The sequence below is a fragment of the Streptomyces sp. NPDC097129 genome, assembly GCF_055668065.1.
The window spans coordinates 95,423-121,002 of record NZ_JBVOQE010000014.1 but is presented as its reverse complement, the minus strand read 5'-3'; the positions used below and the strand labels follow the sequence as shown (position 1 = coordinate 121,002).

21 protein-coding genes are annotated in these 25,580 nt (G+C 71.7%); 7 read left to right on the top strand and 14 right to left on the bottom strand.

Features of this window, described 5'->3' with window-relative positions:
• Positions 1 to 70 precede the first annotated feature (70 nt).
• Both AC0B9F_RS32800 and AC0B9F_RS32795 read left to right on the top strand, forming a co-directional pair.
• Positions 71 to 1,240 (top strand): epoxide hydrolase family protein, encoded by a 1,170-nt coding sequence (locus AC0B9F_RS32800; protein WP_472008691.1) that lies wholly within the window; start codon positions 71 to 73, stop codon positions 1,238 to 1,240.
• 62 nt (positions 1,241 to 1,302) lie between these two features.
• Positions 1,303 to 2,715: an extracellular solute-binding protein gene (locus tag AC0B9F_RS32795; RefSeq protein WP_472008690.1), complete on the top strand. Its 1,413-nt coding sequence runs from the start codon at positions 1,303 to 1,305 to the stop codon at positions 2,713 to 2,715.
• A 170-nt stretch (positions 2,716 to 2,885) separates the two neighbouring features.
• On the opposite strand, the gene AC0B9F_RS32790 is transcribed toward AC0B9F_RS32795, so the two are convergent.
• The 11 genes from AC0B9F_RS32790 to AC0B9F_RS32740 all read right to left on the bottom strand — a co-directional run bounded on the left by AC0B9F_RS32790 (position 2,886) and on the right by AC0B9F_RS32740 (position 15,922).
• Positions 2,886 to 3,125 carry a DUF6052 family protein gene (locus AC0B9F_RS32790; protein ID WP_472008688.1) on the bottom strand — a complete coding sequence of 80 codons (240 nt, stop codon included), beginning with the start codon at positions 3,123 to 3,125 and terminating at the stop codon, positions 2,886 to 2,888.
• Positions 3,097 to 4,404, bottom strand: coding sequence for a phenylacetate--CoA ligase family protein (locus AC0B9F_RS32785; protein WP_472008687.1), 1,308 nt, complete (start codon positions 4,402 to 4,404; stop codon positions 3,097 to 3,099). Before AC0B9F_RS32785 ends, AC0B9F_RS32790 begins: the two co-directional genes overlap by 29 nt.
• Positions 4,405 to 4,497: 93 nt before the next feature.
• On the bottom strand, positions 4,498 to 5,148 hold the full coding sequence (locus AC0B9F_RS32780) for an anthranilate synthase component II (RefSeq protein WP_472008685.1): 651 nt from the start codon (positions 5,146 to 5,148) through the stop codon (positions 4,498 to 4,500).
• Positions 5,145 to 6,623, bottom strand: a complete 1,479-nt coding sequence (locus AC0B9F_RS32775) for an anthranilate synthase component I family protein (protein ID WP_472008684.1) — start codon at positions 6,621 to 6,623, stop codon at positions 5,145 to 5,147. The genes AC0B9F_RS32780 and AC0B9F_RS32775 overlap by 4 nt, the downstream gene beginning before the upstream one ends.
• A gap of 16 nt (positions 6,624 to 6,639) precedes the next feature.
• Positions 6,640 to 8,082, bottom strand: coding sequence for a phenylacetate--CoA ligase family protein (locus AC0B9F_RS32770; RefSeq protein WP_472008682.1), 1,443 nt, complete (start codon positions 8,080 to 8,082; stop codon positions 6,640 to 6,642).
• Positions 8,079 to 8,750: a flavodoxin family protein gene (locus tag AC0B9F_RS32765; RefSeq protein ID WP_472008680.1), complete on the bottom strand. Its 672-nt coding sequence runs from the start codon at positions 8,748 to 8,750 to the stop codon at positions 8,079 to 8,081. The genes AC0B9F_RS32770 and AC0B9F_RS32765 overlap by 4 nt, the downstream gene beginning before the upstream one ends.
• Before the next feature lie 234 nt (positions 8,751 to 8,984).
• Positions 8,985 to 10,226 (bottom strand): cytochrome P450, encoded by a 1,242-nt coding sequence (locus AC0B9F_RS32760; RefSeq protein ID WP_472008678.1) that lies wholly within the window; start codon positions 10,224 to 10,226, stop codon positions 8,985 to 8,987.
• Positions 10,223 to 11,227, bottom strand: a complete 1,005-nt coding sequence (locus tag AC0B9F_RS32755) for a methyltransferase (RefSeq protein ID WP_472008744.1) — start codon at positions 11,225 to 11,227, stop codon at positions 10,223 to 10,225. Before AC0B9F_RS32755 ends, AC0B9F_RS32760 begins: the two co-directional genes overlap by 4 nt.
• Positions 11,228 to 11,361: 134 nt before the next feature.
• The gene (locus tag AC0B9F_RS32750; protein WP_472008677.1) at positions 11,362 to 13,464 is read right to left on the bottom strand and encodes an MMPL family transporter; all 2,103 of its coding nucleotides are present in this window, start codon (positions 13,462 to 13,464) and stop codon (positions 11,362 to 11,364) included.
• A gap of 192 nt (positions 13,465 to 13,656) precedes the next feature.
• Positions 13,657 to 14,445, bottom strand: coding sequence for an alpha/beta fold hydrolase (locus tag AC0B9F_RS32745; RefSeq protein WP_472008675.1), 789 nt, complete (start codon positions 14,443 to 14,445; stop codon positions 13,657 to 13,659).
• Positions 14,446 to 14,626: 181 nt separating this feature from the next.
• Positions 14,627 to 15,922, bottom strand: a complete 1,296-nt coding sequence (locus tag AC0B9F_RS32740) for an acyltransferase family protein (protein ID WP_472008673.1) — start codon at positions 15,920 to 15,922, stop codon at positions 14,627 to 14,629.
• Between the two features lie 249 nt (positions 15,923 to 16,171).
• On the opposite strand from AC0B9F_RS32740, the gene AC0B9F_RS32735 reads away from it, so the two are divergent.
• The 5 genes from AC0B9F_RS32735 to AC0B9F_RS32715 all read left to right on the top strand — a co-directional run bounded on the left by AC0B9F_RS32735 (position 16,172) and on the right by AC0B9F_RS32715 (position 22,176).
• A complete protein-coding gene (locus AC0B9F_RS32735) occupies positions 16,172 to 17,941 on the top strand; it encodes a non-ribosomal peptide synthetase (protein ID WP_472008671.1) in 1,770 nt (589 codons plus the stop codon).
• Complete coding sequence (locus AC0B9F_RS32730) at positions 17,938 to 18,144, top strand: MbtH family NRPS accessory protein (protein WP_472008670.1); 207 nt, start codon at positions 17,938 to 17,940, stop codon at positions 18,142 to 18,144. Before AC0B9F_RS32735 ends, AC0B9F_RS32730 begins: the two co-directional genes overlap by 4 nt.
• A 58-nt stretch (positions 18,145 to 18,202) precedes the next feature.
• Positions 18,203 to 19,576: a condensation domain-containing protein gene (locus tag AC0B9F_RS32725; protein WP_472008668.1), complete on the top strand. Its 1,374-nt coding sequence runs from the start codon at positions 18,203 to 18,205 to the stop codon at positions 19,574 to 19,576.
• Positions 19,577 to 19,621: 45 nt separating this feature from the next.
• Positions 19,622 to 20,854: an acyl-CoA dehydrogenase family protein gene (locus tag AC0B9F_RS32720; RefSeq protein WP_472008666.1), complete on the top strand. Its 1,233-nt coding sequence runs from the start codon at positions 19,622 to 19,624 to the stop codon at positions 20,852 to 20,854.
• 71 nt (positions 20,855 to 20,925) lie between these two features.
• Complete coding sequence (locus AC0B9F_RS32715; protein ID WP_472008664.1) at positions 20,926 to 22,176, top strand: cytochrome P450 family protein; 1,251 nt, start codon at positions 20,926 to 20,928, stop codon at positions 22,174 to 22,176.
• Between the two features lie 181 nt (positions 22,177 to 22,357).
• On the opposite strand, the gene AC0B9F_RS32710 is transcribed toward AC0B9F_RS32715, so the two are convergent.
• The 3 genes from AC0B9F_RS32710 to AC0B9F_RS32700 are packed head-to-tail and all read right to left on the bottom strand — an operon-like array spanning position 22,358 to position 25,381.
• Complete coding sequence (locus tag AC0B9F_RS32710; RefSeq protein ID WP_472008662.1) at positions 22,358 to 23,704, bottom strand: FAD-dependent oxidoreductase; 1,347 nt, start codon at positions 23,702 to 23,704, stop codon at positions 22,358 to 22,360.
• 31 nt (positions 23,705 to 23,735) lie between these two features.
• The gene (locus AC0B9F_RS32705; protein WP_472008661.1) at positions 23,736 to 24,164 is read right to left on the bottom strand and encodes an SgcJ/EcaC family oxidoreductase; all 429 of its coding nucleotides are present in this window, start codon (positions 24,162 to 24,164) and stop codon (positions 23,736 to 23,738) included.
• A gap of 35 nt (positions 24,165 to 24,199) precedes the next feature.
• Entirely contained in the window at positions 24,200 to 25,381 is a 1,182-nt protein-coding gene (locus AC0B9F_RS32700) for an acyl-CoA dehydrogenase family protein (protein ID WP_472008660.1), read from the bottom strand.
• Positions 25,382 to 25,580: the final 199 nt, after the last annotated feature.

Sequence of the window (25,580 nt, the reverse complement as noted above, 5' to 3'; positions counted from 1 at the left end):
CCTGTGCGAGCGCGCCCGTGTACCCCTCGATTCGACGACCGCCTGACGGTCAGCCACTGACGGAGCGCTCATGCATCCCTTCCGCATCGACATCCCGCAGACCCAGCTCGACGACCTGCACCGCCGCCTGGACGCGACACGCTGGCCTGACGAGCTGCCCGGTGTGGGCTGGGACCGCGGAGTGCCGCTGGGCTACCTCAAGGAACTCGCCGAGTACTGGCGCACCTCGTTCGACTGGCGGGCCGCGGAGGCCCAGCTCAACGCCCACCCGCAGTTCACCGAGGAGATCGACGGCGCTCGAGTGCACTTCCTGCACGTGCGCTCCCCCGAGCCGGACGCGACGCCGCTGCTGCTCACGCACGGCTGGCCGGGCTCCGTCGCCGAGTTCCTGGACGTGATCGGTCCGTTGAGCGACCCGCGTGCGCACGGCGGCGACCCGGCGGACGCCTTCCACCTGGTGATCCCCTCGATCCCCGGCTACGGGTTCTCCTCGCTGACCGAGACCGGCTGGGACACGGCGCGCATCGCTCGCGCCTGGGCCGAGCTGATGGCGCGTCTGGGCTACGACCGGTACGTCGCGCAGGGCGGCGACGCCGGAGCGGTGATCTCACTGGAACTCGGCCGCATCGATTCCGAGCACGTCGCCGGCGTGCACGTGAACATGCTGATGACCTTCCCCTCCGGAGACCCCGCCGAGCTGGCAGGCCTCGACGAGGGCGACCAGGCGCGCCTGGGCAAGCTCGCCCGCTTCGACGCGGAGCTGTCGGGCTACATGAAGCTCCAGCAGACCCGTCCGCAGACGCTGGCGTATGCGCTCACCGACTCCCCTGTCGGTCAGCTGGCCTGGATCGTGGAGAAGTTCCTGGACTGGACGGGTGCCACCGCGCTGCCCGAGGACGCCGTCGACCGCGACCGGCTGCTGACGAACGTGACGATCTACTGGCTGACGGCCACCGCGGGTTCCTCCGCGCAGTTCTACTACGAGGGCGCGGCCGGTGTGCGCGCCGCGGCGGCCGGGTCCGTACCGCCGCCGCTGACCGTGCCGGTGGGTGTCGCTGTCTTCCCGGACGACATCTTCGTGCCCATCCGCAGCCTCGCCGACCGGGACATCCCCACCATCACGCACTGGACGGAGTTCGAGCGGGGCGGCCACTTCGCCGCGCTGGAGCAGCCCGCCGCCCTCACCGGCGACATCCGCGCCTTCGCCCGCAGTCTGCGCCCCGTGGCCGTGGCGGCCTGAGGCGCGGCGCGCACGCCCCCGACCCGGTTCGACAACACAGACCAAGAGAGACGAGGCACCGCATGACCGCCAGGACCGTGATCGACGTCTGGGTGGCCGACCTGACGTTCCCCGGCTACATGGACCGGCTCCACCGGCTCGGAGCGGAGTTCGAGAAGGCGCACCCCGAGTACCGGATCAACATCGAGGGCCGTGACTTCCGGCTGCTGTCGCAGCAGATAGCCGAGGCCGCGCAGTCCGGTCGTCCCCCGGCCGTCGCGGAGTACTACTTCGCGGTCACCCAGGCGGCCCGCGACTCGCGCACCGCCGACGGCAGGCCGCTGTTCACCTCCGTGCAGAAGGCGATCGCGGGCCGCAGCGAGATCCTCGGCGAGCCGGTGGTCGTCGACGACCTGATCTCGGCCGTGCGCGAGTACTACTCGGTGGACGGGGACCTGACCTCCATGCCCGCCGTCGTCACGGCCATGCTGGTCTACGGCAACAAGACGATCCTGGACAGGGCCGGCATCGGCTCGCTGCCCACGACCTGGGGCGGGATCGAGGCGGCCTGCGAGGCGGTGGCGGCCCTCGAGGGCGGTCCCTCGCACGGGGTCACCTGGTCCAACCACGGGTTGTTCTTCCAGCAGGCGCTCGCCGTGCAGGGCGGTGAGCTGGCCGACAACGCCAACGGCCGTACGGGCCGGGCGAGCCGCCTGGACCTGTCGTCGAAGGAGATGCTCACCTGGGTCGAGTGGTGGCGGGAACTGCACCGCCGGGGCCACTACCTGTACACCGGGAAGATCCCGGACTGGGAGGGCAACATCAAGGCGTTCGCCGACCAGGACGTGGCGCTGCGCATCACCTCCTCCAACGACCTCAACTACATGGCGATGGCGGCGGAGAACGCCGGTTTCGAGATGAGCGTCGGCCGCTTCCCGGGCCGCGACGGCGAGTCGTACGGCGGCAACATCATCGCGGGCACGTCGCTGTGGCTGGCCGACGGTCTGGACGAGGTCACGCAGGACGGCGCGCTGGCCTTCATGCAGTTCCTGAACAGCCCGCGCAACGCCGCAGACCGGCACATCGCCTCCAGCTTCGTCCCGGTCACCCGCTCCTCCTTCCGGCTTCTGGAGGACGAGGGCTGGTTCGACGCCAACCCGTACCACCGCCTGGCCAGCGAGCAGCTCGGCTCGTACGCCGAGGGCCAGGGCCAGGGCGAGGGCGTGCCGCCGTGCCGCGGCGCCCTGTTCGGCGACTTCGCCGGCGCTCAGGACGTCATGACGCGGGCCATGGACGACGTGCTCCAGCGGGGCGCGGAGCCCGCCGAGCGGTTCGCCGAGGCCACGGCGGAGGCACAGGAACTCCTCGACGCCTACGAGAAGGACCGCGTCACCCACGGCGTGCGCAGCCCGCAGAGCCTGCGGGTGGAGTACTTCCGCGACGCGGAGGCCTACACGGGCGCCCAGCTGGAGAACGCGGTGAAGGGCTCGAAGTAGCCGCCTGCAGGGACGGCGAGGGGGGCGGACCGGATGGTCCGCCCCCCTCGTGGTGTGCCGGTAACGGGCGGCGACGACGCGTCAGCATGCTCCACTTCTCCGGAGCCTCCACCACTTCGTCGAGTGCCGTGAACCGGCCCGCAACGATCTTCCTCGTGCTTGTTCTTCCTTCAGGCCACCAGGTCCGGCAGCGTGTGTGCTGTCCCGTCCCGCTCGGCCGGCGCGGGGCGGTAGTAGTCGTCCAGGTCCACGGCCTGGCCGTCGAGGGCGACACGGAGTTCGGCGGTGGCGCCGCGCAGGGCGGCCCGGACGGCCGGCACCCGGCAGGTGCCGGACAGACCCATCAAGGTGCGGTAGCTCTCGAGCAGGCGGTCCAGTTGCTCAGGCGTGAGCGAGGTGTCGTTCGTCATGAAGTCGTGCCGCCTTCCACTTGGTTCGGGGCAGGCTGCCCCGGGGGGCGAGCTCCACCTGGGGCCGGATGCCGATCTCGCGCTTGAACTCCTCGGCGATGCGCGCGCACAGGGCCTGCGCCGCCTCGCCGCTGAGCTCGCCCGCCTCGGCCTGGACATGGATGGTGTCGAGCCCGCGCACGGTGCGCAGGGACGAGCGGAACTCGTGGACCTCGGGGAAGGAGCGCAGCACGTCCTCGATCATCACCGGGGTCACCGAGACACCGCGGATCTTGCGCATGTCGTCGACGCGCCGCAGGATGCCGCCGTCGAGGAAGTCCCAGGTCCGGCCGCAGCCGCACTCGCTGTAGGGCCGCTTGACGACGATGTCCTCGGTCCAGTGGCGGAAGAGCTGCATGCCCTCGCGGTACAGGCCGGTGGTGACGCGGACGCCTTCCTCGCCGTAGCCCACCGGCTGCCGCGTCTCGGGGTGCAGCACCTCCTCGATGACGGTCGGCTCGTTGATGTGGCAGGCGCCGCGGCGCGTGGGGCACTCGAACATGAACACCCCGCCGAACTCGGTCGTTCCGGCGGCGTTGAAGACGCGGGCGCCGAACGCCTGCTCGATGGTGCGGGTCGTGAAGTCGGAGCGCGGCTCGGCACCTGCCAGCATCACCTGCACGTTGGCGTCCCGGGCGAGGTCGACGCCCATCTCGCTCGCGGTCTCGATCAGCCGCATGGCATAGCTCGGGGTGAGGCCGAGTACCTCGATCCGGTAGTCGACCAGCAGCCGCACCACCGTCCGGGAGTCCAGGCTGCCGGCGGGTACGACGGTGCAGCCCATGCGTTCCAGGGCGTAGTGCATGCCCCAGAAGCCGGCGAACAGGCCGTAGCCGAAGGACACCAGGGCCCGGTGGTGGGCTCGCACACCGTTGGCGTACAGCGCGGTGCAGAACGTGTCGGTGATCCACTTCCAGTCGCGTTCGGTGTCGAAGGTGCGCACCGGCGGGTTGCCGCTGGTGCCGCTGGTCTGGTGGTGGCGCACTCCGTGGACCGGGTCGAGCGAGGGCCAGGTGCCGTACGGCGGTGCGGCCTGCTGGGAGGCGAGGAGGTCCGCCTTGTACAGCAGGGGCATGCGTTCGGTGTACGCGGCCATCGAGGTGATGCCGTCGGGGATCCGCTCCGCCCAGAAGGGGGAGTTGTGCCGGGCGTGGTCCAGGGCGCGCCGAAGGCGGCGCCACTGCCACTGCTCGAGTTCCTCGCGGGGCATGGTCTCCGCCGTGCCGTTCCAGTACTCCACGTCGCCTCCGGGGTGCGTGACTCCGACTCGGCGAGCCCATCATCCGGGCGGACGGCGGCGCATCTCGCTGCGTGCCGTGTTCGGGCGGCGGCCTCAGGCCGCCAGTACGTGGCCCCGTTCGGTGGCGAAGCCCCGTACCGTGCGCAGCCAGTTGGAGATCATGCGCAGGCCGTGTTCGGTGCGGAAGCTCTCCGGGTGGAACTGGACGGACTCGATGGGAAGTGTGCGGTGGCGCAGACCCATCACGTAGCCGTCCTCGGCGGAGCGGGCGGTGACCTCCAGTTCGGCCGGCACGGTCGCCTCGGGCACGATCAGAGAGTGGTAGCGGGTGGCGGAGAAACGGTTGGGCACTCCGGCGAACAGTCCGCGCCCGTCGTGCTCGATGTGGCTCGCCTTGCCGTGCATGAGCCGCTGCGCCGGTACCACTCGGGCCCCGTATGCGCGGCCGATGGCCTGATGGCCGAGACAGACGCCGAACAGCGGCAGCCGGCCGGCGAAAGCCCGCACGATCTCCACGTGTCCGGAGTCGTCCGGGTGCCCGGGGCCCGGGCCGAGGAGAATCGCGTCGGGGTGGCGTCGTTCGATTTCCGTCAGCCGCAGCGCGTTGGAGCGCACCATCAAAGGCTCGGCGTCCGCGGACATCAGGTACTGGCGCAGGATGTCGACGAAGCTGTCGAAGGCGTCGACCACCAGGATGCGCGGTCGTGGGACGGGGTGTCCGGCGGCGGGCGGCGGTGTCGTCACAACAGCTCCTTTCCGGTGACCGCCCAGTGGGCGGCACTCATCTTGGCCAGCGTCTCGCGCCACTCGTTCGCCGGTTCGGAGTCGGCGACGATCCCCGCCGAGGCACGTGTGCGGTAGACGCCGTCGTGCTGGAAGAGGGTGCGGATGCACAGCGCGAGGTTGGTGTACCCGCCGACGTCGATGACACCGAGCGCGCCGGCGTACAGGCCGCGGCGGCTGCGTTCGAGGGACTCGATGATCTCCATGGCCCGGATCTTGGGGGTGCCGGTCATGGTGCCCGCGGGGAACAGGGCGGCGACGGCGTCGAAGGCGTCCTTGGCCGCCTCGGCCTGCCCGGTCACGGTGGAGACCAGGTGCAGGACGTGGGAGTACCGTTCGACGGAGAACTCGTCGGGCACGTCGAGGGAGTCCGCCTGGGCGATCCGCCCGATGTCGTTGCGGCACAGGTCCACCAGCATCGTGTGCTCGGCGATCTCCTTGGGGTCCGAGCGCAGGCGCCGGGCGCCCGCCTCGTCGTCGCCGGTGCGCGGCAGCGTGCCGGCGATGGGCCGCATGGTGACGGTGCCGTCCTCGATCCGTACGAACAGTTCGGGGCTGGCGCCGATGATCCGCTGGCCGCCGACACTCGCCAGGTACATGTACGGGGAGGCGTTGCGTCGGCGCAGTCGCTGGTAGACGTCGACGGGGTCGGCGCCGGAACGGATGGTCAGTTCATGGCCGATCTGCACCTGGTAGATGTCGCCGACCGCGATGTGCTCCAGGCAGCGTTCCACATCCCGTCGGAACGCCTCGGGGTCGGTGTCGTCGCTCACGAGCGCCTCGGGGACGTCGTCCGCTTCGGGTTCGGGCCAGGTGCTCACCGCGTCGTCCAGCAGCTCGGTGATCTCCTGCGGGTCGTACGCCGGCCAGGCGTCGGACTCGTGCAGCAGCAGTTCGGTCCGGTCTTCGGCGACGTCGCGCACCACGAGGCCCTGGTGGAGGACGAGGGCGACGTCCGGCAGGTCGGGGCCCTGCTCGATGAGGTGGGGCAGGTCTTCGACGTAGCGCACGGTGTCGTAGCCGAAGTAGCCGAGAAAGCCGAAGCGGAAGCGGGTCGCCGAGCCGGGGGCGTCGAACAGCCCTTGGGCGGTGCGCAGCAGCGGCCACAGGCCGGCCAGGGTCCGCAGGCGCAAGGTGCCGTCGGCTCCCTCGGCGACCAGTGGCCGGATGCGTTGCAGCAGCGGCTCGCGCAGTGCGGGGACGCCTTCGACGCGGACGATTCCGTCGGTGACCGCCACGGACAGCAGTGCGCCGAAGCCGACGAACTGGAAGCGGCATTCGCGGATGGGGCCGGCCGCCGATTCGAGCAGGTAGACGCTGTCGTCGCCGAAGTGCGCGGCCAGGGCGCGGTAGGCGGGCAGCATCGGCAGCTGAGGGAGCCGGTGTGTCCGGGTGGTCACCCGGACCGCGGCCGGAGCCGGGCAGGGCTCGGTCATCGCAGGTTCCTTCGGTTCATGTGGTGATCGCGTAGCGGGGCGCGACCTGCCGGGCGGTGACGGCCGCGTGGTCCGGAGCCGACCGCAGATCGAGCACCCGGGCCGCCTTCCAGCTCACGAAGGAGCCGGTGTGGGTCACTGGATCCAGCTCGGCCTCGATGACGGTTCTGGCCCGGGCGCCGGTCAGGGTGCGCAGCCGTCCGGCCACGGCGTCGGCGACGGTGTCCGGGTCCGCGGTCCCGGGCAGCAGGTCCAGTCGGACGGTGATCTCGTCCTCGCCGTCGTCCGTGCGGTCGATGACGACCTGGTAGCCCAGGCAGCCGCGCACCCCGTCGAGGACGGCCGTCTCCAGTTGCCCGGGGTGGAGCCGGGCCCGTCCCACGGCGACGCGGTCGGCGACCCGGCCGACGACCTCGACGACGGGGCCGGGCAGCGGTGCGCCGGCGGGTGCGGGGGTGAGGCGGACCAGGTCCCCGGTGCGGTAGCGGATCAGGGGCTTGATGCCGTCGACGAGCATGGTCAGCACCAGTTCGCCCTCACCTGTGTCGCCGAGCACGGCTCCGGTGTCCGGGTCGATCAACTCGGTGACGTAGTTGGGCGCCGACAGGTGCAGCCGGCCGTCGTCGGCTCCGGTGGCGATGCACAGGGCCTCCTGGGAGCCGTACAGCGCGGGACGTACGACGGCCTGGGGCCACACGGTGGCTACGTTGGCGGCGAACTGCGGTGTGCAGATCTCGCCGAGCACCAAGAAGAGCTTCACCGGTAGCTGGGCGAGGTCGTAGCCGTAGTGCAGCGCGGCCTTGGCCAGGCTCAGGCAGAGGGCGGGCGCGCAGACCACGACCTCGACGTTCAGTTCCTCGATCAGGCGCAGGGCCTTCTGGAAGCCGACCCGGGGTGACTCGGGCCAGATCTTGACGTGGCAGGCGCCGAGCGAGGCGGTGACGGCGCTGAACACGTCGCCGAACGCGTACAGCTCGGAGGGGCCCATCAGACCCACGACGGGCATGCGGTCGCCGAAGCGGGATGTGAAGAGCCGCCGCCAGGACTCCTCGACTGCCGCGTTGGAGGTGGCGATGTCCCGGGGGCCGCGCGGGCAGGGTGTGGCGGCGCCGGTGGTGCCGTTGGTCTCGTAGTAGATGCTCGCCTCGCCGACCCGTCCCGACAGCACGTCGTACATCTCGCGGCGCAGGTCGTCCTTGGTGGTGAAAGGCAGCGCCGACAGGTCCTCGGGGGTGACGGCGTCGATGTCCACGCCCGCGAGGTGACAGCGGTAGAACGGGGAGCGTTCGGTGACGTGGTGCAGCACGGTGGTCAGCTGCTCGCTGCGCCAGTCCGCGAGCTGGGCGTCCGTGAGGGTGCCGGCGTAGAAGCGGTGGCTGACGTCCTGGTAGACGGCGAGGAAGTCGTCGAGGTCGCGGCCGCGTGCGGGAGCCCGCAGCGTCTGGAGCGCAGTGGTCATGCCGGCACCTGCGTCTCGTTCAGGGCGAGGCCGACGCGTTCGTTGACCTCGCCGGAGGCGAGCAGGTCGTCCCGTCCGGTCAGCCGGCGGTGCTCGTCGAGCAGCTGGATCATGTCGACCATGCGGTCGATCAGACGCTGCACGTTCGTCAGCCCCTCGTCGTCCTTGAGCGCGTCGCCGCGGTGCAGCGCGTGCACCGTGGCCGGGAATCCGCTGCCCACCACGATCATCCGGTTGAGCAGGGCGTTGACGGTGAGCTGGGCCCACACCTCGCCGGCGCTGTAGCGGCGTGCGACGGAGATGATGCCGGCGACCTTGTTGCTCAGCGGACGGTCGAAGCGCAGGTAGCCGACGCCGGCCCGCTCGATGAAGGTCTGCATCAGACTCGCGGTGCCGAATCCGTGGACCGGGGCGGCGAAGACTATGCCGTCCGCCTCGATCATCTTCTGTACGACGCCGGGCACTCCGTCGGGCAGGGCGCAGGGGACGGGACGGTCGTTGCAGTTGCCGCAGGGGCCGCAGCGCTCCATCCAGAGGTCGCGCAGGTCGACGGTCTCGAAGTCGACACCACGCTGCTCGGCGATCGAGGCCGCGTGCCTGAGGACATCGGCGGTGTTGCCGTCGCGCTCCGATCCGTTGATGGCGAGGATCTTCAGACGTGCTGTCACGAGATGTCTCCTTTGAAGGATCCGGCCGGCGCCGGTGCCGGCGAGCACATTCCCTGCCGTTCTCGGCCCGTTGACTTCCTTGAATCGTCGTGTCTGTGCGCAGATCGGGGCATCTTCGTAAATGCTGGATAGCCCGACGGCCCCGAACCTGGTAAAGGATCGGGGCCGTCGAGGGGTGCCGTGTCACGTCGGACGTGCAGGGCGAGCACCGTCCGCCGGTGGGTCGCAGTTGCTTCAAGCCGTCACGGCGACGGCGAAGGTGTCCAGGCCGCGCACGACCCAGCGGTCGCGGTAGACGGGCGGTTGCGTCGCGGCCAGGTGGGGGAACCGGGCGAAGAGGCGGGGCAGCGCGATCTGAGCCTCCAGCCGGGCGAGCGGGGCGCCCAGACAGAAGTGGCCGCCGGCGCCGAAACTCAGCGGCCGGTTGTCGCGTCGGTCGGGATCGAAGCGGCCCGGGTCGGCGAAGCGCCGCGCGTCGCGGTTGGCGGCGGCCAGGATCAGGGTCAGCCGGGTTCCGGCGGGCACGTCGACGCCGGGCAGCTCGGTGTCGGCGGCCGCCCAGCGGCTGGTGACGTGCACGGGGGGCTCGAAGCGCAGAATTTCCTCGACGTACCCCGTGACGAAGTCCGGTTGCGTGCACAGCCGCTCGGCGAAGCCGGGCTGTCGCAGGGCGAGCAGCGCGCCATGACCGATGAGGAAGCTCGTCGTCTCGAACCCGGCTGTCAGCAGCACCATCAAGGTGCCCATCAGTTCGTCGTGGCCGAGGCGGTGCGGGTCCTCGTCGTGGGTGTTCACGAGGTGGGTGACGAGGTCGTCGCGGGGCTCGCTGCGGCGCCGTCCGGCGAGGTCGGTGAAGTAGGCGGTCATCTCGTCCATCGCGCGGTCGGCGCGTTCCAGGGCTGCGGCGTCACGGAAGCCGTCCGTGGACACGGCGATGGTCGAGGCCATGTCGCGGAACCACACCTGGTCCCGCTCGGGGAAGCCGAGCATGGCGCTGATGACGGCGACGGGCAGCCGGGAGGCGAACTCGGCGATGAGGTCGACTGAGGACCCCGCGGCGCCGAGGCCGGCCATGCGGTCGAGCAGCCGCTCGGTCATCTCCTCGATCACCGAGCGCAGTCGGCGGATCCGCGGCGGGGTGAAGGCGAAGCCGGCCACCGCACGCAGCCGCGTGTGGTCGGGCGGGTTGCTGTACAGCATCGAGCTGGTGAAGGCGCGCAACGAGGAGTGGTCCCGCCAGCCCGGTGCCGAGGTGTCGTACCGCGCGGCGTCCTGGACGTGGAGGCGGGGGTCGCGCAGCGCGCGGTCGCATTCGTCGTATCCGACGACGACGAGTTTTCCGGGCCCGAGCGCAACGGACTGGCCGTGGGCCCGGATCGCCTCGTACAGGGGGTAGGGGTCCTGACGGCCGCTGACCGTGGCCAGGGCGGCCCAGGCCTCCTGGGCCGTCGTCCCGGCGTCCGGCTGCGGCCTCATCGGGCCGCGGCCAGCTCGATGATCACCGAAGGACCGGCGGGGTGGACCGCCACGACGTCGAGTCCGGCGGCGGCTCCCAGCGCGGAGAACTCGGCGACGCCCCGTTCCTTGGCGCCGTACACGCACAGCATGCGCAGGTCCATGCCGGTGTGCGGAGCGTGCCCTGCGGAGCCGACCGTCTCGATGACGAAGACGGAGCCGTTGTCGCCGGCCGCCTGCGCGCAGCGCCGCAGAATGGCGGTGGCGTGCTCGTCGTCCCAGTCGTGCAGGACCAGGGAGAGCACGTAGCCGCCCGCGCCCGGGGGCAGCGCGTCGAAGAAGCTGCCGGCGACGGTGTCGGCGCGGTCCCCCAGCCCGGCGGCGGCGAACCGTTCTTTGGCGGTGTGGGCTGCCTCGGGCAGGTCGACGAGCGTGCCCCGCAGGGCCGGGTTGGCTTGCAGCAGTTCGGCCAGCAGGGAGCCGTCGCCGCCGCCGACGTCGATGACGTGGCCCAGGGACGCCCAGTCGAAACCGGTGACGACGCCCGGGGCGCGCTCGGCGACGTCGGCGCCGAGCAGCTTGTTGAAGGAGGCGACGCGGCCGGGGTCGGCGGTCAGGTCCTCCCAGTACTCGCGCCCGTAGCGGACGGGGAAGGCGGCTTCGCCGGTGCGGACGCTGTGCAGCAGCTCGACGAACGACAGTTCGCCGCGGCCCGCGCCGTCGATGTCGAACCAGGCCCGGATGCCGGCCGGGTGCTCCTCGCGCAAGGGTTCGCCCAGGGGCGTCAGGGAGTAGCGCCCGTCCTCGTCGCGCTGCAGGACGCCGCGGACCGCGAGGTAGCGCAGCAACCGCTCGAGCGCCTCGGTGTGCGCGCCCGCGGCCTCTGCCAGCTCGGCCGCCGTGCGGCGTCCCGCGGCGATGTGGTCGGCGATCCGCAGCGTCGCCGCCACGCGCACGGCCATCGGCGTGCCCAGGCTCGCCATGGCCCACAGCTTGGCGGCCGATCCGTCCCCGTCACCCAACACGGCATGTCCTCCCTCGGTCTACGGCCCCCTGACGGAGCCCGTGGTCTTCATCGTCGCGCACGGGCGGCGGAGGGCCATCTCCCTTGTTGCGGTGCTGACTTGGGGCCAAAGACGGATCGAGTGGTGTGGCGTCAGACGTTCTCGAGCGTCTGGTGACGCTGCGGCTCGGACGCCGTCGCGGGGTCCGCACGGTGCGCGGACAGCCGGCGCGGTGCCCAAAAACGCGGGCCGAGGTCCAGGGCGAGCGCCGGCACCAGCACCGTGCGGACCAGGAAGGTGTCGATCAGGACGCCGATGCAGACGACGAAGCCCATCTGGGCCATCGCCACCAGCGGCAGGCCGGCGAACACGGCGAACGTCGCGGCGAGTACGAGGCCGGCCGAGCTGATGACGCCGCCGGTGCTGCTCAGGCCGATCAGGATGCCCTTGGTGTGACCGTGCAGGGCGGTCTCCTGCTTGACCCGGTGCATCAGGAAGATGTTGTAGTCGATGCCGAGCGCGACGAGGAAGACGAAGCCCAGCAGCGGCACCGTCCAGTCGACGCCGGGATAGCCCATGACGTGGTCGAACAGGAGGTTTGAGGCACCGAGGGCGGCGAAGTAGGACACGACGACCGTCGCCAGCAGAACGAGCGGCGCGACCAGCGCGCGCAGCAGCCACACCAGCACGAGCAGGACGACGAGCAGGACCAGCGGCACCACGACGTCGAGGTCGCGTGCGGCGGCGTTCTCCTTGTCCAGGGCCTGGGCCGCGGTGCCGCCGACGAGCCCGTCGACCCGTTCCCGCAGGGCTTCGACGGTGTGCTTGGCGGCGGCGCTGTCGGGGGTGCCGGGGAGTACGGCGGCCAGCTGGGTGAGGGTGCCGTCCGGGGTGCGGCCGACGGTGGTGACCGCGACGACGCCCTTCGTGCCGCGGGCGGCGCGGGCGGCCTCGGCCGCGTCCGGCGTCTTGACGACGATCGTCGCCGGGTCGGCGGAGCCGGACGGGAAGTGCTGGGAGAGCTTCTCCTGGGCGACGACCGACTCGGGCTTGTTCGCGAACCAGTCGGTCTGGCTGAGCCCCATGTTCAGACCCAGGGCGCCCAGGGCGAGGGCTGCGGTGACCGCCAGCGAGGTGATCCACGAGGTGCGGGGACGGGCCGCGACGGCCTGGCCGACGCGCTCCCACACCGGGCGAGCGGCGCGCGCGGGCGCACCCTCGCGCGGCACCAGCGGCCAGAACACCCAGCGGCCGGCGATGACGAGCAGGGCGGGCAGGATCGTGACCATCGCGAGGTAGCCGCACAGGACACCGATCACCCCGACCAGGCCCATGGAGCGGGAGGAGTTGATGTCGGCGAAGGCGAGGCAGGCGAGACCGATCGCGACAGTGCCCGCGGAGGCGAGCACGGCGGGTCCGCTGCGGCGCAGGGCGGCCTGCATGGCCGTGTGCCGGTCCGCGTGGCGGTGCAGCTCCTCGCGGTAACGGGCGATGAGCAGCAACGCGTAATCGGTTCCGACGCCGAACACGAGGACCATCAGCACGCCCGAGCTCTGCGGGTCGACCTGCAGGCCCGCGCCCTTGGCGAGGAGATAGGTGCCGGCCTGGGTCAGCACGGAGGCGAAGCCGACGGCGAGCGCGGGGAAGAGCCACAGCACGGGGCTGCGGTAGGTGAGCAGCAGCAGGACGACCACGATGAGGCCGGTGGCCATCATCAGCGTGCCGTCGAGGCTGTCGAAGACGGTGAAGGCGTCGGCGAGAGAGCCGGCGGGGCCGCCGACCTTGGTGTCGAGTCCGGGCGGTGCGTGGTCGTCAGCGATCCGGCGCAGCTCGGCGATCTTGTCGGCGACGACGGACTGTTCCTTGCCGGGCAGCGGCACGACGACCATGAGGGCCTTGCCGTCCTGCGACTCGACGACCGGCGGCACTTGCCGTCCCTCGGCGGCGACCTTCGCGAAGGCGTCGTGGTCGGCCTGGACCTTGGCACGGGCCTGGTCGCTCAGCCTGCCGGGGCTGCTGTAGACCACCACGGCCGAGGTCAGCTCGTCGGTGCGGAACTTCTCCAGTTCCGTGTTCACCCGGGCCGATTCGGCGCCGCGCGGCAGGAAGGCGTTGGCGCTGGTGTCCTGGACCTCGCCGAGTTTTCCGGCGAGCGCGCCGAGCGCCATCACCGCGATCAGCCAGGTCACGAGGACGAGCCATTTTCCGCGACGGCCGCCGGGCACGCCGGCGGCTCGCTCGAACCATGCTCGCATGGATATTTCTCCTTCAGGGGGGCGTTCCGCGGCTGAGCGCGCTGCGGCCGCACGGCGGGGACGTTTCATCGTCCCGGCGTTCAATCGGGGCCGCATCTTCCGTATTGCTGAAAGCGCGCACACGGCAGCACCCGTGGAGCCGCACTCCACGGGTGCTGCGCGGCGGGCCTGGTGGCCCCGCGGTCCACGTCCTCAGGCGGTGAAGAAGTCCGTCAGTTCGGGCGCGAGAACGGCCGGTTCCACGGCGATGCCCTGGCCGGGCAGGGAGTGGCGGCGGGCGGCGGGCAGCGCGTCGGTCACCGCCTGCGCGGAGGCCTTCAGCCACGCGTCCGCCTCACCGCCGTGCACGACCAGCACCGGCGCGGTGACGGATGCCAGTTCCTCCTTCGGCAGGGCGAAGTCGTCGCCGACGATGGTCGTGTCGTACGGCAGGGTGTGGGCCAGGGCCTCGAGGCCCGGCCAGAACGGGGCGAACTTCATACCGGCGACGGCCTCGGCCGGTGCCCCCATGCCCTGGGTCATGAAGAACTCGACGGCCTCGGCCCGCTGACCGGAGGCGCTCAGCTCCGCAAGGCGGGCGGTGAAGCCGGCCGGCGGGCGCGGGCCGGACTCGTCGACGACGTACGGCGGGTCGTAGACGGCGATCTGGGTGATGCCCAGGCCCGCGGCCGCGGCCTTGAACGCCAGGGCACCGCCCACGGACAGACCGAACACGCGGGCCGAACCGCCCGCCTCGGCGATCAGTGCCGCGAGGTCCTCGATCTCGCGTTCCACGGCGTACTCGGCGGCGTCGCCGCTGTCGCCTCGGCCGCGGCGGTCGTAGTTGAAGACGGTGAAGTGGGGGGCCAGTTCCTCGGCCAGCTGCGTCATGGTCGGATGCGCCCGCTCGCTGAACGAACCGCCGATGAGGATCAGCGGCTCGCCCTCGCCGGAGCGGTCGTAGGCGATCGTGGTGCCGTCGGCGGACTGAACTGTGTTCATTGTTCTCCTGAAGACATGGGGCGCCGGGCTGCGCAGGCGGATGTCGGGTGGTGTGCCCACCCAGCCTGCGGATGGCGAGGGGTTCGGCGCATCTTCGGAATTGCTGCGTCCGCACCGGTGGCGCACGCGGCCCCGGAGGCCGGCGGGCCTCCGGGGCGGGTGGTCCGGGCTCGTGCGCTGGTCAGCGCGGTCCGGCGACGGTGTAGGCGTCCTGCGCGGTGACGGCGGTCGGGGTGGCTCCGTTCCTGCGGGCGGCCCAGCGGCTGACGGCGTTCACGATGGGGCGTTCGATGAGGTAGTGGCTCGCGGTGGCCGCGAGGATGCTGCCGACGAGCACGGCGGTCATCAGCTCGGGGAAGCCGATCGTGCCGCGCAGCTGGTTCATCAGGCCCGGCTGGGTGCCGAAGACGCTGCCCGTTTGGAACCAGAAGTACATGATCGCGAAGTGCCACAGGTAGATGCCGTAGGAGATGCGGCCCAGGTAGCGCGAGACGGGATTGGCGACGATGGCGTCGACGACCCGGGACTTGGTGCCGGGGATGGAGAGCGGCATCACCATGAGGTAGGAGAAGACCAGGAGCAGGAAGTACTGGGTCAGGGCGAGGCCGACACCCTCGTAGTCTCCGTAGCCGGGGCGGCCGAAGGGCTGGGTGCAGTTGTAGGCGTACACGGCTGCCGCGCCGATCCAGAACAGCAGCGGGTGGCCGGCGGCGATCCGGTACAGGGCGGGCTTGCGGTGGGGCCGCAGCTCGGCGAGGACGTGCAGGAGGGCCATCCCCATGCCGAGGGCGAAGGCTCCGCCCACGCCCAGCGGCCACCAGTACTCGTTGGGGTAGATGCCCATCTGCGGACGGTGGATGTACCAGGTCCACACCGCCGATCCGGCCGTGATGAGCACGAGCGGGACCGCCATGCGGCGAACCTTGCGCACCGGGTCGTCCGTGCCGCGGGCCAGCCAGTGCATCAGCAGGGCGAGCAGGGGCAGGGCGAGGTAGTACTGCATCTCGGCCGGGACGGTCCATGCCGGGTCCATGCCGGCGATCCACGTGTAGTCGTACACCTGGAGCATCAGGATCGGCCGCAGCACGTACCAGGCGCTGTGCACGGCGTCGAAGTTGAGCAGGAACACGCAGACAAGGGAGAGCAGGATGTAGGCGGGCCACAGCCGCGCCGCGCGCTTGGCGAGGAACGGCCCGATCTTGGGGCGCTCGGCGGCGCCGAGGCTCCAGCGGGCGAAGGGCCGGTAGAGCAGCATGCCGGAGAGGACGAAGAACGGGCCGAGCGCCAGCGGCCGCATACCGGCCAGCAGGTCCGCCAGTGCGGGGTTGCCCGGCTTGGCGGTGTAGGCGCCCATGACTCCGGCGGCGAAGGACGTGTGGACGGCCGCCACTCCGAGGGCACACAGCGCGCGGACACCGTCGAGTCCCCCGACACGCTTGGTCTGATGGGCCGGTGCCGCGGCCCTCTTGTCATTCACTGCGACAGAGCTCCTCTGCGTCTGGATGGCTTGTTCAGCATGGGCATGGCGTGAATGCGGTGCCATCTTCTGCCGTGCTGTGTTGCAAAGGGGCCGCCGCGAGGCAGCGACGAGGCGCAGGCGCCCGTGTGCCGCACGGCAATCCAGGAGATGCAGCGCCCGGCGGCGCTGTGTGACCGTTCCGGCTGACCCGTCAGGCCGCCTGCGTGCGGGCTGCCCTCGGCAGGGACGAGCGATTGGACGTATGCGATGGTCCCCACCTCGATTCACGAACGCTTCGCCGCGCAGGCGCGCCGGACGCCGGAGGCGGTGGCGGTGTCGGCGGGCGGCGAGCAACTGACCTACCGTCAGCTCGACGAGCGGGCCAACCGGCTCGCCCACCGGCTGCTCGGTGCGGGCGTCGAGCCGCAGGATCCGGTCGCGGTGCTGATGGAGCGCTCCGCAGATGTAGTGGTCGCCCTCCTCGCCGCCCTCAAGGCCGGTGCCTTCTACCTGCCGCTGCACAGCGCCCACCCGCTGCCGCGGATGCAGGAGATCATGGACCGGGCCGGCTCCCCCGTGCTGCTCACCGACCGGGTGAGCCAGGCACGCGGACTGCCCCGCACCCGCCAGGTCGTCCTGCCCGCCGCTGACGACGCCATGGCCAAGGCGCCCGCCACCGACCCGGGCGTCCCGGCGGAGCCGGACGCGCCGGCGTACGTCATCCACACCTCGGGCTCCACCGGTGAGCCGAAGGGTGTCGTGGTCCCCCACCGCGGTGTGCTCGGCCTGGTCGACGACTCCTGCTGGGACGGTGACGCGCACCGGCGGATTCTGGCCCTGGCCCCGTACGCCTTCGGCGTCTCCACTTACGAGGTGTGGGTGCCGCTGCTGCGCGGCGGTGAGATCGTGCTGCCGCCGGCCGGCGACCTGGACGTACGCGCGGTGCGCCGGCTCATCACGGCGCACGGCATCACCGCGCTGCACGTCACCGCGGGTCTGTTCCGGCTCTTCGCCGACGAGGCGCCGGACAGCTTCGCCACCGTGCGCGAGGTCCTGACCGGAGGGGACGTCATCTCCCCCACCGCCGTCGGGCGCGTCCTCGAGGCCTGCCCGGACCTGGTGGTGCGCGCGATGTACGGCGCCACCGAGGTGTCCTCGTTCGCCGCCTGCGCGACGCTGACCGCGCCCTACGAGCCGACCGCGGTGATACCCGTCGGCCGGCCACTGGACACCGTCGACGCGCGCCTGCTGGACGAACGGCTGCGTCCGGTGGCGGACGGCGAGACCGGGGAGCTGTACGTCGCGGGCGAGCGGCTCGCCCTCGGCTACTACCGGCGGCCGGACCTGACGGCCGAACGCTTCGTCGAGGACCCCGGTACTCCGGGGGCGCGGATGTACCGCACCGGCGACCTCATGCGGCGCGGCCCGCTCGGGCTGGAGTTCGCCGGCCGCGTCGGCGACCAGGTCAAGATCCGGGGTTACCGCGTGGAGCCGGCCGAGGTGGAGCACGTACTGGCGGGGCGCGAGGACGTGGCCCACGCGGCCGTCGTCGCCCTGGAGCAGGAGGGCGGCGAGCGGCGCCTGGTCGCCTACCTCGTGCCCAGGGACCCGGGCCTGGATCTGGCGGCGCTGCGCAGCGCTGTCGCCGGGGTGCTGCCCGACTACATGGTGCCCGCCGCGTTCGTCGAGCTCGCGGAGCTGCCGCTGACGGCCAACGGGAAGCTGGACCGCGCGGCGCTGCCCGCGCCCGCCCCGCGGCACGGCGCCGACTCCGCCCGGGCGCGCAGCGAGCGGCAGGACGCCCTGTGCGCGCTGTTCTCCCGTGTGCTCGGAGTGCCGGGGGTGGGCGTGGACGACAGCTTCTTCGCGCTGGGCGGTGAGTCGCTGCAGGCCGTGCGTCTGGCCTCCCGCGTCGAGGCCGAGCTGGGGTACGAGATCTCCGTCGGCGATGTGCTCAACCACCCGACGGTCGCCGAACTGGACCGCCGCCTGGAGGAACTTGCCGAGGAGGCCGCACTCGCGGGGGCCGCGCGATGACCGGCCGGCCGGCCACCGACGGCACCGCCGGGGGCGACTGCGTCGTCCTCGTCAACACCCTGGGCCGGCTCTCGCTGTGGGCCGCCGACCTGGAGACCCCCGCCGGCTGGCCGATCGCTTACGGTCCGGCCGCCCGCCCGCAGTGCCTCGACTTCATCGACCGGGCCTCGAGCCGCCACCCCGCCGCGGCGAGCGCCGCCTGACCCCGCCGGCTGCGCCCGCGGGCGCACCGGCCCACCACCCGGAGAGGACTGGATCACCGTGAGCATCACCGCCGTACCGCCAGAGGCGGAGGGTACCGCCCAGCGCATCCCGCTGTCGTACAACCAGGAGTTCCTGCGCGCGTTCGACAAGGGTGAGACGGAAGGTGCCTTCGGTCACCGCCACACCCTGGTGTGCGGCTGGCGGGTCACCGGCGAGCTCGACCTCACCGCCCTCCAGCTGGCGCTGGACGACGTGGTGATCGCCCACGAGGTGCTGCGTACCTCCGTGCGCGGTGACGAGCAGGGCGGCCATCAGGTGGTCGAGCCGCCGTCGCGGGTCCCGCTGGAGGTGCTGGAGCTGGGCTCCGAGGCGGGCACACCGCGCGACGTACGCGCCGAGGAGTTCCTGAACGAGCTGGACGCCCGCCCGTTCCTGGTGCGCGAACTGCCGCACCTGCGCGCCACCGTGGGCCGCTTCGACGCCACGGACGCGGTCCTGGTGCTGGCCACCCACCACACTTCCACCGACGCCTGGTCGCTGCAGGTGATCATGCGTGACCTGGCCGCAGCCTACGCGGCCCGCGTGGCGGGCGAGCCGGTCCGGCAGACCGTGCCCGCGCAGTACCAGGAGTTCGCCCGCTGGCAGCAGGACACCGCCGCGAGCCCGCGCGTGGAACGTGGGCGCGGCTACTGGCGCGAGCGGCTGGCGGGGGCGCAGATCACCGGGATCACCTCGGACCGGCCGCGGGAGGAGGACCTGGCGAGCGCGTACGGCGTGCACCGGTTCGTCTTCGACGTGCAGCTGTCCTCGGCGGTTCTGAGGACCGCCAGGAACGCGCGCTGCACGCCGTTCATGGTGATGGCCGCCGCGTACAGCGTGCTGCTGCGCGAGCGCACCGGTATCCCTGACGTGGTCTTCCCGACCTTCTCCTCGGGCCGCAGCGAGGAGCGGTTCATGGAAGCGGTCGGCCCGTTCTACAACTTCGTGCCGCTGCGGATCGACACCACCGGCTGCGAGAGCCTGGCCGATGTGCTGGAGCGAGCGCGCACCGCCTGTGTCGGCGCCTACCAGCACGAGATCCCCTTCGCGCGGATCGCCGAGGACAGCCCCGCGCTGCTCGCCCCGTTCGCCGACGGATCCCTCGCCGTCATCGCGTTCGAGGTGCTCCAGAGCGCGTTCCCGATGGAAGGGACGCCGGTCGGCGGGCTGCGGTTCGCGGAGATCCGGCACAGGACCCTGTCGCAGCGGGTCAGTTCGGCGATCCCGGACGGCGGGCTGTGGGCGATGGACGTACTGCCGAACGGGCAGCTCGCCGGAAGCCTGAAGTTCGACCACCACCGTTTCGACGAGGCAACCGCCACGGAGCTGGTGGCCCGCTTCCGCGAACTGCTGAGCATGCTGGCCGACGCGCCCCACACCCCGCTGGACTGATCCACGGGAGCCGAGCACCTTCCGACGCCAAGAGGACCCATCGCGATGACAACCCTGGCCCCCTTCGCCCCTGTGGCTCCCCCGGAGCCCGCACTGACCGCCGAGGAGGTCGTCGCCCGGGCCGAGGCCCTCGCCGCGACCCTGGTCGAGCGGCAGGCCGAGACCGAGCGGCGCGGCTTCTACGCCGAGGACACCCACGAGGCCTTCGCCCGCGCGGGCTTCTACCGCATCCTCGTGCCGCGCCGTTACGGCGGCTACGAGTTCGGCCCTGAGACCTTCATGAAGGTCTCCATGGCGCTGGCCCGCGGCTGCCCCTCGACCGGCTGGATGTACCTGTTCGGTGCCGCGCACGCGCTGGTGGTGGGCACCCTGTTCGACGAGGCCACGCAGGCGGAACTGTTCGCCGGCGGCGACTTCATCTGTCCCGCGACGGTCGCCCCGTCGGGCTCGGCGCGGCCCGACGGCGAGGGCGGCTGGGTGATCGACGGCACCTGGAACTACTGCTCCGGCGCCCCCTACGCCACCCACTTCATCGGCCACACCCTGGTCGCCCAGGGCGAGGGCGAGCCCCCCGCGCCGATGCTGTTCGTCGCCCCGCGCGCGCAGTTCGAGCGCCTGGACGACTGGGGAGCCCAGCTCGGGCTCAAGGGCAGTGGCTCGCACAGCATCCGCATCGAGGGCGGCCGCATACCCGGGCGCCACACGCTCGGCGGGCACCTGAGCCAGATGGCGGTCACGGAGCAGACGCCCGGACGCGGCCTGCACGGCCCCGAGTACGGCGGCGGTCCGCTCAGCTTCATGCTGCTGGAGCTCGGCGTCCTCGCCGTCGGCATGGCCAAGGGCGCCCTGGACGCGTACGAGCAGCTGATGCGCAGCCGTACGACGACGTTCTTCCCCATCGTCCCGCGCACCGAGGACCCCGACTTCCAGTTCCGCTACGGCGAGGCCACCGGAATGATCGCCGCTGCCGAGGCGGCGGTGCTGCACGCCACGCAGCAGTGGCAGGACCTGTGCCGCAGGGAAGCGGCGGCCTTCACGCGTGAGGAGGAGCTGCGGCTGGCCACCATCAGCCGGGAGGCCGTGCGGCTGGCCTGGCGGGCCGTGGAGGGGCAGTTGTTCCCGACCGCGGGCTCCAGCTCGGTGCGGGCCGGCGAGCGCATCGAGCGGGTGTGGCGCGATCTGTCCACGCTGCACAGCCACGCCGGCAACGGCGTCTTCCTCTCCTCGCTCGCCAACCGCGAGCTGGCCCAGGCGCATTTCGCGACGGCCGGCCGGTGAGTGCCGCCGCGCTGCGCCCCTGGACACCGCCCCTGCCCACGCCCCCCTTTTTGACAGATCGGGATGATCCCATGGAACAAGGCTGCCCCTTCGCCCTCGACACCACCGGCCGCGACATCCACGCCGAGGCCGCGCACCTGCGGGCCCAGGGCCCGGCGACCCGGGTGGAGCTGCCGGGCGGTGTCCTCGCCTGGTCGCTGAACGGCCACGCCGTGATCAAGCAGGTGCTCGCCGACCCGCGCGTGACCAAGAGCGCCCGCAACCACTGGCCGGCCTTCGTCAACGGCGAGGTGCCGCCGGACTGGGAGCTGATCAGCTGGGTCGCGATGGACAACATGGTGACGGCGTACGGAAAGAACCACGTGCGGCTGCGCAAGCTGGTCGGCAAGGCGTTCACCCCGCGCCGCGCCGAGGCGTTCCGTCCTCGCGTGGAGGAGCTGACCGACCAGCTGCTCGACGCGCTGGAGCAGGCCGAGCCGGGCGAGATCGTGGACCTGCGCGAGCGGTTCGCCTACCCGCTGCCGGCCCGGCTGGTGGCCGACCTGATCGGCATGCCGGAGGAGGCCCGCGCCAAGACCGCCAAGGTCATCGACGCGATGGTGGACACCACGATCACCCCGGAGCAGGCGCAGGCCGTTCTGTCGGGCTGGCGCGGCGCGATGGCCGACCTGATCGCGGACAAGCGGCGCGAGCCGGGCGAGGACATCACCAGCGATCTGGTCGCTGCCCGCGACGAGGACGGCTCGCGGCTGTCCGAGGACGAACTGACCGACACGATCTTCGCGATCCTCGGGGCCGGTTCGGAGACCACGATCAACTTCTTCGACAATGCCATCACCGCGCTGCTGAGCGACCGTTCCCAGCTGGAGCTGGTCCGTTCCGGGCGCGCCACCTGGGACGACGTGATCGACGAGACGCTGCGCGTGGAGTCGCCGCTGGCCCATCTGCCGCTGCGGTACGCGGCGCAGGACATCGAGCTGGACGGGGTGACCATACCGAAGGGCGACCCGATCCTGGTCAACTACGCCGCCGTGGGACGTGACCCCGAGCTGCACGCCGTCGCGCCCGAGGCCTTCGACCTCACGCGGAGCGACAAGTCCCACCTGTCGTTCGGGTTCGGGCCGCACTACTGCCTGGGCGCGGGCATCGCCCGCCTGGTGGCCACGACCGGTCTGTCCCGGCTCTTCGAGCGCTTCCCGGATCTGGAGCTGGCGGTCGGCCGCGACGAGCTCCAGCCGCTGCCGACGTTCATCATGAACGGCCACCGCAGCCTGCCGGTGCGGCTGACCGCGAAGGTGCCGGCCGGCGCGGCCGCCCGCTAGGCCCGCGCGCGAAGGGCCGTCCGGGACGAAGGTCCGGGACGGCCCTTCGCGCTGTCCGCCGCGGCCGCGATCCCCCTGCCGGCCACAGGGGGATCGCGGCCGGACACGGGTGAGCCCGTCCCGCGCCGACGCGGGACGGGCTCGCGGCTCCGGGCGGGAGCCGGCACGAGATGGCCGGTGGTTACGCGGCGAGGGAGGCCGTGGCCTTGCGCGCGCCCTCCTCGACCCGTCTCAGCATGTCCGGACTCATGAGCGCGTCAGGTGTGGCGACCAGGCCCGCGACCCGCATGAACGTGGCCGTGACCTCGCCGTCCACGACGGCCGCGGCGTGCAGCGCGGCCATGAAGGCGCCGGACGCCTCCCATTCGGGAGTGCGCTCGCCCTCGACCTCGGGGTAGCCGAGGTCGGCGCCGGCGGAGAACTGCCAGGGCACCTCGATGACCTGCGCGATGTCCGCCAGGAACGCCTTCGGGTCGACCTCGCCGCGGCTCAGATGGTCGCGCAGTACCAGCGCCTCCAGCGCGGCGACGGTCATGCCCTGCCCGTACACCGGGTTGAAGCTGCACGCGGCGTCGCCGAGCACCACGAAGCGGTTCGGGAAGCGGGACAGCCGCTCGTAGTGGCGGCGCTGGCTGGCCGGGTAGCGGAAGACCGCCCCGTCGTCGACCGGTTCGGCGTCGTGGATGACGTCGTGGATGTCGGACACCGGCAGGGTGCGCGTCCACTGAAGGAAGCCGGGCAGGTCGGCGGGGGCGCTGTCGCCGAGCACTCCGGTGAGGGAGACCACGACGAGGCCGTCCTCGATCCGGGAGAGGAACGCGCCGCGCCGGTGGCTCGGCGAGGAGACCGGGTTGATCGACAGATCACCGGCGAGCACCGCGTCGTCGCGCAACCGGAACTTGCGCGTGGTGTAGCTGAGGTCGATGCGGATGCGCTCCTCCTCGGGGCGCTCGTAACCGAACTCCTCCAGCCACAGCGGGGTGCGTGAGCCGCGCCCGGTCGCGTCGACGACGAGGTCCGCCTCGATCGTCCGCTCTCCCGTGCCCGGTTCGACGGACTGCACGCGCACACCGGTGACGGTGTCGCGGGAGTCGTCGGTGATGAGCCCGACGATGTCGTGCCGCTCCAGCAGGGTCACACCCGGCAGCGCCGCGACCCGCTCGCGCACCCGGCTCTCCAGCACCGGGCGCGTGGCCGAGACGCAGATCAGCCCGGTCGTACCGGGGCTGAGCCGGCGGCCGTTGAAGAACCAGCGCAGCTCGCCCAGGTCGCCGGTGGGAACACCGGCCTCGACGGCGTCGCGGGTGAACCCGGGGAACAGCTCGTCGAGGATCTGCTGCCCTCGTGCGAGCAGTCCGTGGACATGACGTCCCTGCCCCACGCCCTTGCGGGCCGTGGTCGTCGCGCTGATCGTGTCGCGCTCCACGACGAGCACCTCGTCGTAGGAGTCCGCGAGCACCCGCGCGGCCAGGAGCCCCGCCATGCTGGCACCGAGCACCACCGCGCGCTCGCCCACCCTGTCGGTCATGAACCTCACCTCTTCTGCGATGCGGGAGCCGTCAGGCGGCGTGGCGCGGAGTGTTCTGGTACGCGGCGAGGAACCACTGTCCCTCACGCTTGACGACGACCCAGGAGGCGTGGACGGCGCGCTCGTCGCTCGGCTCGCTCTCACCAGGGGCGAGGACGCCGCCCCGGGTGATCAGGATGCCGGACTGGCTGTCGGCGAAACGCAGGTCGACGGGGGTGCCGGTGACGCGGGTGCCCTTGAACGGGCCGGCGAACGCCTGGGCCATGAAGGCGCGGATGGCGTCCCGGCCCTTCTGGAGGACGCCCGGGATGATCATCGAGCCGTCGGGCGTGAAGACACCGGCGAAGGCGTCGGCGTCGTGCGCGGCCCATGCCTCGACGATGCGCTGGGGCAGCGCGGCGATGGCGGCCTTGTCCTCGTCGGTGACGGTGATGGCGGATTCGGTGGTCTGCGCGGTCATGTGCTGCTCCTGGTGTGTTCGTGAGGTGAGGGGCTTCAGATGTAGAGGGTGTTGGGCTCCAGGCCGCACAGGACCCGGCCGTACAGCTCGTTGTTGGTGTCCGGGTTCATCAGCGCGTGGAGGGTGACGGCCTGGATGTCGCGGCTGATCCGCTGGATCGGGACGTCGCGGTAGATCGAGGAGCCGCCGGAGGCGGCGGCGAGGATGTCGACGGCCTCCTTGGCGAGGCGGACCACGGCGCCCATGTCGGCGCGGGCGCGGGCGCGCTCCTCGAGCGTGAACTCCTCGCCGCTCAGGCCCTTGGCGTCGACGAGGTCGGCGAGGCGGTAGGCGTGGAACTCGGCCTGGTCGATCTTGAGGGTGGCCGTGGCGACCTGGTGGTGGGTCAGCGGCGCCTCGGCCTGGGTCTGGTACGCGGTGTAGGTGAGGGTGCGGCCGGGGAGCCGCTCGAAGAAGACGTCGCGGGCGGCGCGGGCGAGGCCGAGGACGGTGCCGACCGAGGAGGCGGCGGCGACCGGCAGCAGCGGAACGCGGTAGACCGGGCTCGCGGCGTTCAGTTCGGACGCGTACTGGCCCTGCAGGATCGCCGGGAGGGGGATCACCCGCTCCTGGGGCACGAAGACGTCCTGGGCGACGGTGCTGACGCTGCCGGTGCCGCGCAGGCCGGAGGTGTCCCAGTCGTCGATGATCTGGAGGTCCGACATCGGGACGAGGGCCATCACCGGCAGGTGCTGGCCGTCGGGCGTCGGCTGGACGGCGATGATCTCCTGCCAGTGGGCGTGGCGGGCGCCGCTGACGAAGCCCCACTTGCCGTTGACGACGATGCCGCCCTCGGTGGGGGCGGCCAGCGCGGAGGGGCTGAGCGTGCCGCAAATGCGCACGTCGGGGGTGGAGAACACCTCGTCCTGGACGCTGTCGGGGAACAGGCACGCCATGAAGGTGGGGATCCAGTAGACCGACGTCGTCCAGGAGGCGGCGCCGTCGGCGCGGCCGAGTTCGGCGGCCACCTCCACGAGGGTGCGGGTGTCGGCCTCGTAGCCGCCGTAGCGCTTGGGCACGCGCAGTTTGAACAGTCCCGCCCCGGCCAGCGCCTCGATCGTCTCGTCCTGGAGCCGCCGGTCCTCCTCGGCCTGCGCGGCGTTCTTCTTCAGAAGCGGTGCGAGTTCGCCGGCACGCTGCACCAGGTGCGCTCGCGTGGGGATGTCGGCGGTGAGCATCGTGGTTCCTCCCGGAAGGTACACAGGTGTCGGTCGTCGAAGCGGGACCGTGTCGCGCACCGACGCTCACACCGCGGCGGCCCCGGCGGCACCTTTGTCCGTGCGCAGTTGCCCTGCTCGGCGCGACTTCGGCACGTCGGCGCGGGTACGCGCCGGCTCCCGCACGCAGCAAGAAGCCCCGGCCGGCCGGTGACTGCCA

Excerpts from the sequence above, each read along its gene's own strand:
- AC0B9F_RS32800 (WP_472008691.1), top strand. The coding sequence starts at position 71 with ATGCATCCCTTCCGCATCGACATCCCGCAGACCCAGCTCGACGACCTG.
- AC0B9F_RS32795 (WP_472008690.1), top strand. The coding sequence starts at position 1,303 with ATGACCGCCAGGACCGTGATCGACGTCTGGGTGGCCGACCTGACGTTC.
- AC0B9F_RS32790 (WP_472008688.1), bottom strand. The coding sequence starts at position 3,125 with ATGACGAACGACACCTCGCTCACGCCTGAGCAACTGGACCGCCTGCTC.
- AC0B9F_RS32775 (WP_472008684.1), bottom strand. The coding sequence starts at position 6,623 with ATGACCGAGCCCTGCCCGGCTCCGGCCGCGGTCCGGGTGACCACCCGG.
- AC0B9F_RS32770 (WP_472008682.1), bottom strand. The coding sequence starts at position 8,082 with ATGACCACTGCGCTCCAGACGCTGCGGGCTCCCGCACGCGGCCGCGAC.
- AC0B9F_RS32760 (WP_472008678.1), bottom strand. The coding sequence starts at position 10,226 with ATGAGGCCGCAGCCGGACGCCGGGACGACGGCCCAGGAGGCCTGGGCC.
- AC0B9F_RS32750 (WP_472008677.1), bottom strand. The coding sequence starts at position 13,464 with ATGCGAGCATGGTTCGAGCGAGCCGCCGGCGTGCCCGGCGGCCGTCGC.
- AC0B9F_RS32745 (WP_472008675.1), bottom strand. The coding sequence starts at position 14,445 with ATGAACACAGTTCAGTCCGCCGACGGCACCACGATCGCCTACGACCGC.
- AC0B9F_RS32735 (WP_472008671.1), top strand. The coding sequence starts at position 16,172 with ATGGTCCCCACCTCGATTCACGAACGCTTCGCCGCGCAGGCGCGCCGG.
- AC0B9F_RS32730 (WP_472008670.1), top strand. The coding sequence starts at position 17,938 with ATGACCGGCCGGCCGGCCACCGACGGCACCGCCGGGGGCGACTGCGTC.
- AC0B9F_RS32720 (WP_472008666.1), top strand. The coding sequence starts at position 19,622 with ATGACAACCCTGGCCCCCTTCGCCCCTGTGGCTCCCCCGGAGCCCGCA.
- AC0B9F_RS32715 (WP_472008664.1), top strand. The coding sequence starts at position 20,926 with ATGGAACAAGGCTGCCCCTTCGCCCTCGACACCACCGGCCGCGACATC.
- AC0B9F_RS32710 (WP_472008662.1), bottom strand. The coding sequence starts at position 23,704 with ATGACCGACAGGGTGGGCGAGCGCGCGGTGGTGCTCGGTGCCAGCATG.
- AC0B9F_RS32705 (WP_472008661.1), bottom strand. The coding sequence starts at position 24,164 with ATGACCGCGCAGACCACCGAATCCGCCATCACCGTCACCGACGAGGAC.
- AC0B9F_RS32700 (WP_472008660.1), bottom strand. The coding sequence starts at position 25,381 with ATGCTCACCGCCGACATCCCCACGCGAGCGCACCTGGTGCAGCGTGCC.